Source organism: Bradyrhizobium glycinis, from assembly GCF_016031655.1.
Lineage (GTDB): Bacteria > Pseudomonadota > Alphaproteobacteria > Rhizobiales > Xanthobacteraceae > Bradyrhizobium > Bradyrhizobium glycinis.
This window is the reverse complement of sequence record NZ_JACCHQ010000039.1, coordinates 29035-41581: the sequence shown is the minus strand read 5'-3', so window position 1 is coordinate 41581 and position 12547 is coordinate 29035. Positions and strand designations below refer to the sequence as shown.

General features: G+C 65.0%; 11 protein-coding genes. 1 reads left to right on the top strand and 10 read right to left on the bottom strand.

Annotation, left to right across the window (positions count from 1 at the left end; genetic code table 11):
- Positions 1-94 precede the first annotated feature (94 nt).
- Positions 95-898: a hypothetical protein gene (locus HZZ16_RS34230; RefSeq protein WP_197954891.1), complete on the top strand. Its 804-nt coding sequence runs from the start codon at positions 95-97 to the stop codon at positions 896-898.
- A gap of 143 nt (positions 899-1041) precedes the next feature.
- On the opposite strand, the gene HZZ16_RS34225 is transcribed toward HZZ16_RS34230, so the two are convergent.
- The 10 genes from HZZ16_RS34225 to HZZ16_RS34180 form a co-directional block, all read right to left on the bottom strand.
- Positions 1042-1392, bottom strand: coding sequence for a hypothetical protein (locus HZZ16_RS34225; protein ID WP_197954889.1), 351 nt, complete (start codon positions 1390-1392; stop codon positions 1042-1044).
- A gap of 171 nt (positions 1393-1563) precedes the next feature.
- On the bottom strand, positions 1564-2550 hold the full coding sequence (locus HZZ16_RS34220) for an ABC transporter ATP-binding protein (protein ID WP_197954887.1): 987 nt from the start codon (positions 2548-2550) through the stop codon (positions 1564-1566).
- Positions 2547-3554, bottom strand: coding sequence for an ABC transporter ATP-binding protein (locus HZZ16_RS34215; protein ID WP_197954885.1), 1008 nt, complete (start codon positions 3552-3554; stop codon positions 2547-2549). Before HZZ16_RS34215 ends, HZZ16_RS34220 begins: the two co-directional genes overlap by 4 nt.
- A complete protein-coding gene (locus tag HZZ16_RS34210; RefSeq protein WP_197954884.1) occupies positions 3554-4447 on the bottom strand; it encodes an ABC transporter permease in 894 nt (297 codons plus the stop codon). The genes HZZ16_RS34215 and HZZ16_RS34210 overlap by 1 nt, the downstream gene beginning before the upstream one ends.
- 194 nt (positions 4448-4641) lie before the next feature.
- Positions 4642-5589, bottom strand: coding sequence for an ABC transporter permease (locus HZZ16_RS34205; protein ID WP_197954883.1), 948 nt, complete (start codon positions 5587-5589; stop codon positions 4642-4644).
- A gap of 28 nt (positions 5590-5617) precedes the next feature.
- Positions 5618-7216, bottom strand: coding sequence for an ABC transporter substrate-binding protein (locus HZZ16_RS34200; protein WP_197954882.1), 1599 nt, complete (start codon positions 7214-7216; stop codon positions 5618-5620).
- Between the two features lie 349 nt (positions 7217-7565).
- On the bottom strand, positions 7566-9116 hold the full coding sequence (locus HZZ16_RS34195; RefSeq protein ID WP_197954881.1) for an AMP-binding protein: 1551 nt from the start codon (positions 9114-9116) through the stop codon (positions 7566-7568).
- An 18-nt stretch (positions 9117-9134) separates the two neighbouring features.
- On the bottom strand, positions 9135-10289 hold the full coding sequence (locus HZZ16_RS34190; protein WP_197954880.1) for an iron-containing alcohol dehydrogenase: 1155 nt from the start codon (positions 10287-10289) through the stop codon (positions 9135-9137).
- Between the two features lie 335 nt (positions 10290-10624).
- Positions 10625-10870: a PilZ domain-containing protein gene (locus HZZ16_RS34185; protein ID WP_027565029.1), complete on the bottom strand. Its 246-nt coding sequence runs from the start codon at positions 10868-10870 to the stop codon at positions 10625-10627.
- Between the two features lie 111 nt (positions 10871-10981).
- A complete protein-coding gene (locus HZZ16_RS34180) occupies positions 10982-12373 on the bottom strand; it encodes a T6SS phospholipase effector Tle1-like catalytic domain-containing protein (RefSeq protein ID WP_197954879.1) in 1392 nt (463 codons plus the stop codon).
- Positions 12374-12547: the final 174 nt, after the last annotated feature.

The window sequence follows — 12547 nt, the reverse complement described above, 5'->3', positions numbered from 1 at the left end:
GTATTAGCTCGAAAAATTGCGCAGGATCTCCATTGAACATTGTTCAGTTACAGGATACGATTATTGAACGCTGTTCATTTCGGTGGAGTCTCGAATGTTGCGCATCGACGATCCCGCTCAAGCGGCCAATGCCAGGCTGCCGTCACTGTCGCGCCGTTTCGCGCTTGGCGCGCTAGAGCCCCGCGAAAAATACCTGATCGGCGCGCTCTCAGTCCTGACGCTCACCGCGCTTCTCGCGCCCGCATTGCCCGCCGCCGCCTGGCACATCCCGCATTTCGTCGACGACCGCACCTGGCTCGGCGTCCCCAACGCCGGCGACGTGCTGAGCAATCTCGCCTTCCTCGCAATGGGTGTCTGCGGCTCGGAGCGGCTGCGCGGCCGAAGTGATGCGCCAGTCGGGGCAAGCTGGTTCTTCGTGGGACTGGTCCTCACGTGCCTCGGCTCTGGCTTCTATCATCTCGACCCCGATGTGCCGCAACGGCTCGTGGCCGATCGTCTCGGCATGGCGGTGGCATTCGCAGGCTTTCTGGGCATCGCGGCCAGCGAGCGGATCAGCACGCGCGCAGGCGAGGCAGTGCTGGTGCTGACGATGATCGCGGGCCTGTTGGCTGCCTGGGTGGCGCGCGAGAATCTCACGCCCTGGGTGGTGGTGCAGTTCGGCGGCATGGCGCTGGCCGTGGCACTGGCGCTGACGCGTCCCCGGCCCGGCGCGCTTGGCGTGCCACTCGGCGGCGTGATCGCCTTCTATGTGCTCGCCAAGCTTTTCGAGCTGGGCGATGTGACCGTGTTCGAAGCCACCGGCCACATCGTCTCAGGCCATACGCTCAAGCACCTTGCCGCCGCGCTCGCGGCCTGGCCGGTGATCCGGGCGCTGGGATCTAGGCCGTGCACTCATTAAGCGGCTGGCCGCCGCCTGATGTCCGCTTCAGCCCCAACACCGGCGGAGAAGCAGCAATCTTCCAATGTCGCTGAAGGGCCAGAAGCGGACATCGCCCCTAACCGATACGACGAAGTGGATGCTCATGGCAGGCCGAGCAGATCTCAACCTGAGGCGTTTAAGAGATCGTGTAGACTTATGGCCTGCTGGTCATTGAGCACAACCCGTGTCGAACCGACATAGGTTAGCTCGAAGCGCCCCCCTTCGTTGTCGACGGATCGCACGCCGTCGAGCACCGCCAGAAGGCCGAACAGCGTTTGATGGACTGCCGTCGCAATCACGCCATTGACGTTATCGGCGTCTCCCGCTCGCAGGCTTTGGTACCATTCCGAGCGCGCGCGCTGTTCGGGTGGCACGTTTCTGCCCGGCGGGCTCTTCAGGAGGGCTACTGTGTCTTCGATTGCGGCATCCCCCACGTAGCGCTTGATAGCTTCAACAAATTCCTGGCTGTTCATGGCACCTCTTCATCTGCCGACTGGCTGCGACCGTATATCGGGTTGTGTTGGCCGATCAACACTCGCGAAATCGGGCATGGTTTACTTCGGGCCAAAAACGGTAAAGCTTTGCCCAGCAGAAGATTTCCGCTCTTCCCGCAGGAGCTGGCATTGCTCTTATGAGTACACGCCCTAGCGGCCTCGCCCCGTGCCGTCATTGAGCAGGCACGCGACCTGATGCCCGTCGCCGGCATCCAGCAGCGCCGGCCGCTCCGTCTTGCACCGCTCCATCGCAAACCGGCAGCGGGTGTGGAATGCGCAGCCGGACGGTGGGTTGACCGGGCTCGGCACGTCGCCGTCGACCAGCGGCGCGAGCTTCTTCGCCAGCGGATTGGCGATCGGCACCGAGGCGAGCAGGGCCTGGGTGTAGGGATGCCTGGGATTGCGGAACAGCTCGTCCTTGTCGGCGATCTCGACGATGCGGCCGAGATACATCACGGCGACGCGGTGGCTGATATGCGCGACCACGGCGAGGTCGTGCGCGATGAAGAGATAGGAAAAGCCGTGCTGCCGCTGCAGGTCGATCAGCAGATTGATCACCTGCGCCTGGATCGAGACGTCGAGCGCGGAGACCGGCTCGTCGCAGACGATCAGGCGCGGCTCCAGCGCCAGCGCGCGGGCGATGCAGATGCGCTGGCGCTGGCCGCCGGAGAATTGATGCGGGAAATTGCCCATCTGGTCGGGCCGCAAGCCCACTTGCTCGAACAGCCTTGCAACCCGCGCGTCCAGCTCCTTGCCTGGGGCAAGCCCGTGCACCGCGATCGGCTCGCCGACGATATCGCCGGCCGTCATGCGCGGATTGAGGGAGGCGAACGGGTCCTGGAATACGATCTGCATCGAGCGGCGGTGCGGCCGCAGCGCCGTTTTCGACAGATGCGTGATGTCTTCACCGTCGAGGCGGATCTGGCCCGAGGTCGGCTCGACCAGTCGCAGCACGCTGCGCGCCACCGTGGACTTTCCGCAGCCGGATTCGCCGACCAGGCCGAGCGTCTCGCCGATGCCGAGTGCGAACGAGACGCCATCGACCGCATGCACGGTGCCGACCTGCCGGCGCAACACGCCGGCGCGCACCGGGTAGTGCTTCTTGAGATCGGTGACTTCGAGCAGCGCCTCGGTCATGCCACCTCCGCGACTTCTTCCGCGCGCCAGCAGGCGGCGAGATGGCCGCCGCCCCAATCCGAAAGCGGCGGATATTCGGCCTCGCAACGCTTGATGGCGAGCTTGCAGCGCGGCGCGAAGGCGCAGCCTTGCGGCAGCCGCACCAGCGACGGCACCGTGCCGGGGATTTCGTTCAGCCGCGCCTGCGCGGCGACGCCGGAAGCCGGCACGGCCGGGATCGAGGCCATCAGTCCCCGCGTGTAGGGATGCTTCGGCGCCGCGAACAGCGCCTCGACGCTGGCTTCCTCGACCTTCCGCCCCGCATACATCACGATCACGCGCTGCGCGGTCTGTGCGACCACGCCGAGATCATGCGTGATCAGCACCAGCCCGGTGCCGAGCTCCTTCTGGAGGTCGAGGATCAGCGCCAGAATCTGCGCCTGGATGGTGACGTCGAGCGCAGTGGTCGGCTCGTCCGCGATCAAGAGCGCCGGCCGGCAGGCCAGCGCCATCGCGATCATCGCGCGCTGGCGCATGCCGCCGGACAGCTGGTGCGGATATTCGCGCGCCCGCCGCGCCGGCTCGGGAATGCGCACCAGCCGCAGCATCTCGACGGCGATGCCTTGCGCCTCCTTCGACGAGATGTTCCGGTGCAGCCGCACCGCCTCGACGATCTGGTCGCCGATCCGCATCACCGGATTGAGCGAGGTCATCGGCTCCTGGAAGATCATGGAGATGCGGTTGCCCCGGACGCTGCGCATCTCGGATTCATCCAGCGCCAAGAGATCGGTGCCTTCCAGCGCGACGGAGCCGCCGACGATGCGGCCGGGCGGATCGGGCACGAGACGCATCAGCGACAGCGCCGTCACGCTCTTGCCGCAGCCGGATTCTCCGACGATCGCCAGCGTCTCGCCGCGCCTCACGCTGAAGGAGAGGTCGTCGACGGCCTTGAACAGGCCGGAATTGGTGAAGAACACCGTCTTCAGGTTCTTCACATCGAGCACGAGATCGGTCTTGTCCGCCATCAGCCGCGCTGCCTCGGATCCAGGATGTCACGCAGGGCGTCGCCGAACAGATTGGCGCCGAACACGGCGAGGCTGATCGCGATGCCGGGGAAGATAACCAGCCACGGCGCGGTGCGGACATATTCGGCGGCGGATTCGGACAGCATGCGCCCCCATGACGGATAGGGTTCGGGAATGCCGAGGCCGAGGAAGGAGAGCGAAGCCTCGGTCAGGATGGTCGAGCCGAGCTGGGCCGTGGCGAGCACGATCAGCGGCGCCAGCGTGTTCGGCAGCACGTGGCGCAGCGCAATCCGCATCTCGCTCATGCCGATCGACTTGGCGGCCTCGACGAACGGCTGCTCGCGCAGCGCCAGCGTGTTGGCGCGGATGACGCGCGCCACCGTCGGGATCAGCGGAATGGCGATGGCGATGATCACGTTCGGCAGCGAGGGTCCGAGCGCTGCCGTCATCACCAGCGCCAGCACCAGCAGCGGCAGCGCCTGCAGCACGTCGGAGACGCGCTGGAACACAAGATCGACCCAGCCGGAGAGATAGCCGGAGGTGAGGCCGACGATCACGCCGATGGTGCCGCCGAGCACGGTTGAGCCGATGCCGACCGCGAGCGAGATCCGCGCGCCGTGGATGATGCGGCTGAACACGTCGCGGCCAAAGGAATCGGTGCCCATCCAGTGCGCCAGGCTCGGTCGCGCCAGCGCGCGGGCGGAATCGACCGTCAGCGGATCATAGCGCGCGATGACATCGGCGAAGATCGCCGTCAGCACGAACAATGTCATGATGATGAGCCCGGCCGCGCCCAGCACGTGCCGCTGCGCCATGAACAGCACGCGCCGCCAGCCCCCGGTCGCATGCGCCCCGGCCCGCCTCAGTTCAACGTCGAAGTCGATCGCGGCCATGGGTCTACCTTCTCCCTCTCCCCGCGCGCGGGGAGAGGGTCGGGGTGAGGGGGGCTCTCCACGGGGGAGGTGAGAGTTGGATTCGCGGAGACTCCCCCTCACCCGAATTTACGCTTCGCGCAAATTCGACCTCTCCCCGCAAACGGGGAGAGGTAGAGGAATGTGCGAGCGCGGCGTGGATGACAAGCATGGTGCTAATCCGTGTACCTGATCCGCGGGTCGAACACCGCGTAGAGCATGTCGACGGTGAAGTTGGCGAACACCACCACGACCGCGATGAACATCACGAGGTTCTGCACGATCGGATAGTCGCGCCAGCGGATTGCCTCGACCAGGAAGCGGGCGACGCCGGGGATGTTGAACACGGTCTCGGTGACGATCAGGCCGCCGATCAGGAACGCCGCCTCGATGCCGATCACGGTGATCACGGGCAGGATCGCGTTTTTCAGCGCGTGGTGATAGTTCACCGCGGCTTCGGACGCGCCCTTGGCGCGGGCGGTGCGGATGTAATCCTGCCGCAGCACCTCCAGCATCGAGGATCGCGTGATGCGCATGGTCAGCGCCGCGCTGCGGAAGCCGACGGCGGCGGCCGGCACGGCGTAGGTCGCGAACGCCTCGAGCCACGTCTTCGGATTCGGATTGAAGATCGGCATCTGCCCGAACATCGCCACCGACGCGGTGAGGATGAGAAGGCCGAGCCAGAACGAGGGCAGCGACAGGCCGCTGAGGCTGACGACGCGCAGCGCGTAGTCGAGCTTCGTGCCCTGCTTCACCGCGCTGATGACGCCGAGCGGAATGCCGATCGATGCCGAGAACAACAGCGCGAGGCCGGCGAGCTTTGCCGTGATCGGAATCCGCGGCAGGATCTCCTGCAGCGCCGGCTTCTCCGAGACATAGGAGTAGCCGAAATCGCCGCGCAGGAAGCCGCCGATCCAGTGCCAATATTGCACGATCAGCGGCCGGTCGATGCCGAGCTCTTTCTCCAGATTGGCCTTGTCGGCCGGATCGACGTAGCCGGCGGCGGCGAACAGGATGTCGACGATGTTGCCCGGCACGATGCGCAGCAGGAAGAAGATGACGACCGAGATCCCGAACAGGGTCACGAGCATCAGGAACAGGCGCCGCACCAGATAGGCAAACATGCATCGCCCTCCGCGCTAGCCTTTCGCGTTACTTGTCGAGCCACACATCCTCGTAACGGAAGCCGTTATAGGAGCTGTTCGACATGATCGTGACGCCCTTGACGTAGGGGTGCCAGCAGGTGCCGGCGCGCGCATGGAAGATGATCGGGCGGGCGACGTCCTCCTGCAGCTTCTTGTCGATGTCCCACACCAGCGGCCTGCGCTTTTTGATGTCGGTCTCCTGCGACTGCACGTCGAACAGCTTCTCGATCTCCTTGTTGCAATAATTGGTGTAGTTCCGTTCCGAGCCGCAGGAATAATTCTCGTAGAAGGACTGGTCGGGATCGTCGACGGAATTGCCGGTCAGGTTGAGGCCGAGCATGTAATCCTTGCGGGCGACCTTCGGGAACCAGTTCGCGGTTTCCACGACGTCGAGCTCGCCGTCGATATAGATGCTTTTGAGCTGGTCGATCAGGATCACGGCGGGATCGCGATATTCGGCGATGTTGCGCGTCGAGACCTTCACCGCGAGGTGCTTGTCCGGACCGTAGCCCGCCTTCTGCATCAGCTTCTTGGCTTCCTCGCGGTTGGCATTGATGTCGCGGCCATAGCCCGGAATGGTCTCCAGCCTGTCCTTGGGCATGCCCCAGATGCCCTGCGGCGGCGGCAGCATGGTGCCGCCGATGTCGCCCTGGCCTTCGAACAGGATGTCGACGAACGCCTTGCGGTCGAGCGCGAGCGCCATCGCCCGGCGGATGTCGATGTTGTCGAACGGCGCGGAGCTCGAATTGACGATGATGTTGGTCGAGACGTTGGTCGGCTCGACGACGCAGGTCGCGTTCGGCGCCTGCGACTTGATGTCCTTCAGCAGCGGGATGGTGATGTGCGTCGGAAAGGTCATGTCGAACTTGCCGGCGACGAAGGCCAGGATCGCGGTCGAGCGGTTGGTGATGATGGTGTACTCGATGCCGTCGAGATAGGGCAGGCCCTTCTTCCAATAGTCCGGATTGCGCGTCAGCTTGATCGATTCGTTGGCCTTGAACTCGACGAACTTGAACGGCCCGGTCCCGATCGGATGGGTGCGCATGTCCGCCGGCGAGACGTGACAGGGATAGACCGGCGTGTAGCCGGAGGCGAGCATCGCCAGCAGCGAAGGCTGCGGCCGCTTCAGGTCGAAGGTGACCTCGAATTCGCCGTTCGTCGTGACCTCGTTGACCTCGCTGTACCAGGCCTTGCGCGGATTCTGCCGCAGCTTCTGCTGCGACTTGCCCATCAGGAGATCGAAGCTGCACTTGACGTCGGCCGACGTGAACGGCTTGCCGTCGTGCCATTTCACGCCCTGGCGCAGCTTGAACGTCAGCTTCTTGTTGTCGCTGCTCCAGGACCAGCTTTCGGCGAGGTCCGGCCGCAGCGTATCGGGACTGTTCTGCGCGATGTGCTGATCGTAGATCAGGAGATTGTTGAACACCCCCATGAACGGCACGTTGATCGAATAGGTCGCGCCTTCGAGGATCGAAGCGTTGGCCGGACTGTCGCGGTGATACATCCGCAAGATGCCGCCCTGCTTGGGCTCGCCGGCGAGCGTGGCGGTTGAGGCCGTCAGCACAGATAACGTCGCCATTGCGGCGAGCGCCCACACGCTCCGCATGCTCATCCTCCCTGGACTTTCGCCTTTTCGGCCTGTTTATCCAGACGATAGCGAGGCGCGTGCAGCGAGGCAACCCGCAAGGCCAGCTACGCTCTCGACAATTCGGATGACGGATGGCCACGGGGTTCATCTCTCATCATGCGAGAGTGCAGGTGCGAAGGGTAATGGCGTTGCTGGAGCCGCGGCGAAGGTGCGCTCCCTCGCCCCGCTTGCGGGGAGAGGGTTGGGGTGAGGGGACTCTCCACGGGGACGGTGAGAGTTGGACTCGCGGAGGCTCCCCCTCACCCGAAATTCAAGCTGCGCTCGAATTTCGGCCTCTCCCCGCACGCGGGGAGAGGCGAAGCAACCCTCACACGATCCGCGAGGACTTGTTCCCCCAATAGCGGTCCCGCAGCAGCCGCTTGTACAGCTTCCCCGTGGGCAGCCGCGGCAATTCCTTCTCGAAATCGACCGAGCGCGGCACCTTCTGCCGCGACAGCGATTTGGCGCAGAACGCGATCAGCTCTTCGGCGAGCGCCGGCCCCGGCACCACGCCCGGCATCGGCTGCACCACCGCCTTCACCTCTTCGCCGAGATCGGCATTGGGTACGCCGAACACCGCGGCATCGGCAACCTTGGGGTGGGTGATCAGCAGGTTCTCGCATTCCTGCGGATAGATGTTCACCCCGCCGGAGATGATCATGAAGGTGGCGCGGTCGGTCAGGTAGAGGAAGCGGTCGGCATCGACATAGCCGACGTCGCCGACCGTGCTCATGCTGCCATCGGCAGAGCGCGCCTCCCTGGTCTTCTCCGGGTCGTTGAAATATTCGAAGGGCGTTGCCGTCTTGAACCAGACCTGGCCGGGCGTGCCGGTCGGGCACTCCCGCATGTTCTCGTCGAGAATGTGCAGATCCCCGAGCAGCACCTTGCCGACGGTGCCGCGATGCGCCAGCCATTCCTCGCTGTTGCAGGCGGTGAAGCCGAGGCCTTCGGTCGCGCCGTAATATTCGTGGATGATCGGTCCCCACCATCTGATCATGTCGTCCTTGACCTGGGGCGGGCAGGGCGCGGCGGCGTGGATCGCGATCTCCAGCGAGGACAAATCGTAGCGGGCGCGCACCTCTTCTGGCAACTTCAGCATGCGCGAAAACATCGTCGGCACCAGTTGCGTGTGGGTGATGCCCCATTGCTCGACGAGCTGCAGGTAACGCTCGGGATCGAAACTCTCCATGATGATCACGGTACCGCCCATGCGGATCGTGAGGTTCACGGCCGCCTGCGGCGCGGAATGATAGAGCGGCGCCGGCGACAAATAGACCATGCCCTCGCGGTAGTGCCAGAGCCCGACCAGGAAATCGAACAGCGGCAGATTGTGCTTCGGCTTCTCCTCCGGCAGCGGACGCAGGATGCCCTTTGGCCGTCCGGTCGTGCCGGAGGAATAGAGCATGGCGGTGCCGAGCCATTCATCTTCGATCGGCGTTGCCGGCAGTCCGGCGGTCACTTCAGTCAGCCCGACGATGCGCTCGCTCTCGCCGGGGCCGTCTGCGACGATGCAGAGCTCGACGCCGGGACAGGCCTCAATCGCCTCGCGCGCGATGGCGAGCTTGGCCATCGAGGTGATCAGGATCTTCGACTGGCTGTTGACGAGGAGATAGGCGAGCTCGCCCGGCGTCAGGAACGAGTTGATGCAGGTGTAGTAGAGCCCGGAGCGCTCGCCCGCGCCGCAGGCTTCGAGATAGCGCGCATTGTTCTCCATGAAGATCGAGTAATGGTCGAGCCGCCTCAAGCCGTGCTTGCGGAACAGATGCGCCAGGCGGTTGCTGCGCGCCTCCAGCTCGCGATAGGTGACGGCTTCGCCCGTCCCCGCCATGATGAAGGCGGGCTGCAGCGGGCGCAGGCGGGCATGGTGACCTGTGTACATCGATCCTCCGGATTTCGATCAGGCGGCAAGGAGCAGGATTTCGCGCACATCGGCGGGGCCTTCGATCTTGCGCGGGTTGCGTGGAATCCAGTTCGTCCGCATCGCGGCTTCCGCGATCGCATCGAAATGCTCCGGGGAGATGCGCACGTCGGCGAGGCTGCGCGGCATGCCGAGCGAGCGGATGAAGGCATCGAGCACGTCGGCGGCGTCACGGCCGGGATAGCCCATGGCGGCCGCGACGATGGTCTGCCGTTCGGCATTGTCGCGCGCGTTCCAGCGCATAACCGCCGGCAGCATGACGCAGGAGGTGTAGCCGTGCGGCACGTCGTAGGCGCCGCCCAGCACGTAGCCGATGCCGTGGCTCGCGCCCATCGGCACGCCGGCGGCGAGCGCGCCCATCGACAGCCAAGTGCCGATCTGCGCGTCCATCCGCGCGTCGAGATCAGCAGGGTCGGCCTTCACCCGCGGCAGCGCGTCGGCGAGCATGGCGAGGCCCTTCACCGCCTGCGCATCGGCGTAAGGATGCGCCTCGCGCGAGCAGATCGCCTCGACGCAATGGTCGACGGCGCGGATGCCGGTCGACAGGAACAGCCATTCCGGCGTGTGCACGGTGATTACAGGATCGAGGATGGTCGCGCGCGGCACCGCGAGCGGATGCCGCAGCATCTGCTTCACCTGCGCGGCGCGGTCGGTGACGCCGGCGATCGACGAGAACTCGCCGCCGGCGATGGTGGTCGGCACGCTGATCTGCCGCACGTGTGGGGTCTTCATCTCGGGCGCGATGCCCTTGCGCACGCGGATACGGTCGATGCCCTCGATATCGTCGATGCCGTTGGCAAGGCAGAGCTGCACCGCCTTGGCGCCGTCGGTAATGGAACCGCCGCCGACGGTGACGATCAGGTCCGCCTCCGCCGCGCGCGCCGCTTGTGTCGCCGCGATCACCGCCTCGCGCGGCGTATGCGCCGGCATGGCGTCGAACAGGCCGGCGCAGCGCGAGCCGAGCGCGTCCCTGATCTTGGTGATCTCATCGGTCTGCCGGTTCAGCGTGCCCGAGACCATCAGGAAGGCGCGGCTTGTTCCGAGCCGGTCCATCTGCGCGACGATGGCGCCGGCCGCAGGATGGCCGAACACGACCTCCTCGATCGCGCCGAACACGACACGTCCCTGGTGCACGCCTGTCCTCCCCGGACAATCGTTCTTGTTGTTGGGCACGCAATCTAGCCGACCCCGCCACATCAGTCATGCGCGAAGACGCTGGCGGTTTGGCGGCAAGGGAAGGGCTGTCGCATGTGAGATGCGGGCGGTGGGCACCGACTATCTCCAAGCGTCATGATTGCCGACAGTCTCGTGCCCCGGACGCGGTGCGGCGCGAAGTGCCGCTCCGCAGAGCCGGGGCCCATCCATCCGCAGCTTGCCTGTCGGCTTCTGGGTCCCGGCTCGCGCTGCGCGCGTCCGGGACACGAGAGATGAGCGCTACAAGGGGGGCAGAAGGTCCCGGCCGCAACCCGTCAAAACACCACGCCCACGCGCGTGCCGCGCTTCCAGGCGATGCGGCAGCGCTTCTTGGTGTTGACGTGGAGCAGCTCGAAGCGATCGGGAATCTTCACCTGGCCGCCGAGATCGACGCAGGCCCCGCCGGGCGAATAGTCGATCAGCGTGCACGGGATCACCGGCGCGCGCGGGTCGGTGATGATCTTGGCCTGGCGCGACACCAGGCCTGCGGGCTTCACACGAACAAACTTGCGCGGATGCATTGGCACGTCTCCTCCAACTCCGCAGGTCTCGCGGCGGGTGATCTGTCCCAATCATGGAAAAGAGATGATGCGATCCCCCTAAGCCGCGCCCGAGAATTTTAACGAAAAGTGTCAACGAATGGCGAAACCCGCGGTAGCGCGGTGCCACCCTCCCCCTCCAGGGGAGGGTGGCAGCACCTCCTCCTCCACCCCCTCCGCCAGATCCACCCCCGGCGGCACCGGCATCGGCACCGTCACGTAATCCTTCGGCATATTCACCGGCCGGTAGTCCGGCTCCACCGCCATCCGCTTCAGCACGCTCTCATGCACATGCGCGCCGTCGGGGATCAGGCGCGGCTCGGCATCGGGAATGTAGAAGCCGAAATAGACTTTCCGCTCCGGCCATTCCCGGTACTTCGCCTTCTTCGGCAGATATTCCAGCAGGCGCCAGGCCCAGTTCATGGAATCGTGCAGCGTGCCCGGCTTGCCGGTGAAGGCGGGCGCGACATAGTGGAACGGCGAGTTCTTGCGCTGGATGCCCCAGGCGAGCTGGTTCACCGTGCGCGGGTTGAACTTCAGCCCGGCCTTCTCGGCCTCCGCGATCATCCACAGCAGCGGATATTTCGATTCCCCGCTTTCGGCTTCCGGATAGCCGCCGCCGACGTCGCAATGCACGCCGGCGAACCACACCTGCAAAATGTCCTGCGCCACCTTCTTCTCGTCCGGCACGTAGCGGTTGCTCCAGAACTCCTGCGGCTCGCAATATGTGTTCAGGCGGAACATGCGGCGCCGCTCGTCGATCGCGATCGCCTGCCGGAAGATCCTGATGCTGGGATCGCGCCGCGTGAAGGCGAGCTGCTCCAGGCTCGGCCAGAACAGGCGGTCGGGGCGCGGCACGATCACGCTCGCCACCGTGTCCCACACGCCGACAAAGTGGATGGTCGGCCAGCGCGTCGAGGTGATGCGCGCAAACTGCGCGGCGAGGTCGAATTTGTCCTTGGGGACCGGCCCGCTCTCGTCGAAAGCGATGCCCTGGAGATCGGCGATATCGTTGCCGCGGCCGCTGCCGGAATATTGCTTGTAGGCGATGAGGCCGCTCCCAGCGAGGTTCGCCTGCTCCGGCGAGATCAGCCCGATCTTGTGGATCAGCCCCGCCAGCACGCGCACCGTATAGGCCCCGCGCGAAAAGCCGAACAGGTAGATCTTGTCGCCCGGCGCGTAATGCTCGATCAGGAAGCAATAGGCCGAGAGCACGTTGTCATCGAGCCCGTAGCCGGTGGCGAGCCCCAGCACCAGGTTGATATTGGCCTTGAGCCGGTGCCACGTCGTCGGCTCCGTCACCGTGCCGACCCCGGGATCGTAAAACACCATCTGCCTGGGCTGCGTCTTGTCCGTCTTGCGCAGGCAGCGATAGAGCTTCAGGACGTTGGAGATGTTCTCCGAGATCTCGTTGCCGGTGCCGTCACAGCAGATGACGAGGTGCTTCGGCTCGGGCTTGCGATCGGTGGTGTGGGCGGATTCCATGGGATGCGCCTCCGTGTGATGCTACCGGGGCGAGTATAGCGGAAACGAGGCGTCAACGGGTGAACCAATTTCGTTTCCTGAGGAAGTATCTTCGTGCAGAACTTACGGCAGTATGGCAAAGCGCTCACAAATCGGCACTTGGATGTTTTTCGGAAGGCCTCAAATTGCTTTCGC

Excerpts from the sequence above, each read along its gene's own strand:
- HZZ16_RS34230 (WP_197954891.1), top strand. The coding sequence starts at position 95 with ATGTTGCGCATCGACGATCCCGCTCAAGCGGCCAATGCCAGGCTGCCG.
- HZZ16_RS34225 (WP_197954889.1), bottom strand. The coding sequence starts at position 1,392 with ATGAACAGCCAGGAATTTGTTGAAGCTATCAAGCGCTACGTGGGGGAT.
- HZZ16_RS34220 (WP_197954887.1), bottom strand. The coding sequence starts at position 2,550 with ATGACCGAGGCGCTGCTCGAAGTCACCGATCTCAAGAAGCACTACCCG.
- HZZ16_RS34215 (WP_197954885.1), bottom strand. The coding sequence starts at position 3,554 with ATGGCGGACAAGACCGATCTCGTGCTCGATGTGAAGAACCTGAAGACG.
- HZZ16_RS34210 (WP_197954884.1), bottom strand. The coding sequence starts at position 4,447 with ATGGCCGCGATCGACTTCGACGTTGAACTGAGGCGGGCCGGGGCGCAT.
- HZZ16_RS34205 (WP_197954883.1), bottom strand. The coding sequence starts at position 5,589 with ATGTTTGCCTATCTGGTGCGGCGCCTGTTCCTGATGCTCGTGACCCTG.
- HZZ16_RS34200 (WP_197954882.1), bottom strand. The coding sequence starts at position 7,216 with ATGCGGAGCGTGTGGGCGCTCGCCGCAATGGCGACGTTATCTGTGCTG.
- HZZ16_RS34195 (WP_197954881.1), bottom strand. The coding sequence starts at position 9,116 with ATGTACACAGGTCACCATGCCCGCCTGCGCCCGCTGCAGCCCGCCTTC.
- HZZ16_RS34185 (WP_027565029.1), bottom strand. The coding sequence starts at position 10,870 with ATGCATCCGCGCAAGTTTGTTCGTGTGAAGCCCGCAGGCCTGGTGTCG.
- HZZ16_RS34180 (WP_197954879.1), bottom strand. The coding sequence starts at position 12,373 with ATGGAATCCGCCCACACCACCGATCGCAAGCCCGAGCCGAAGCACCTC.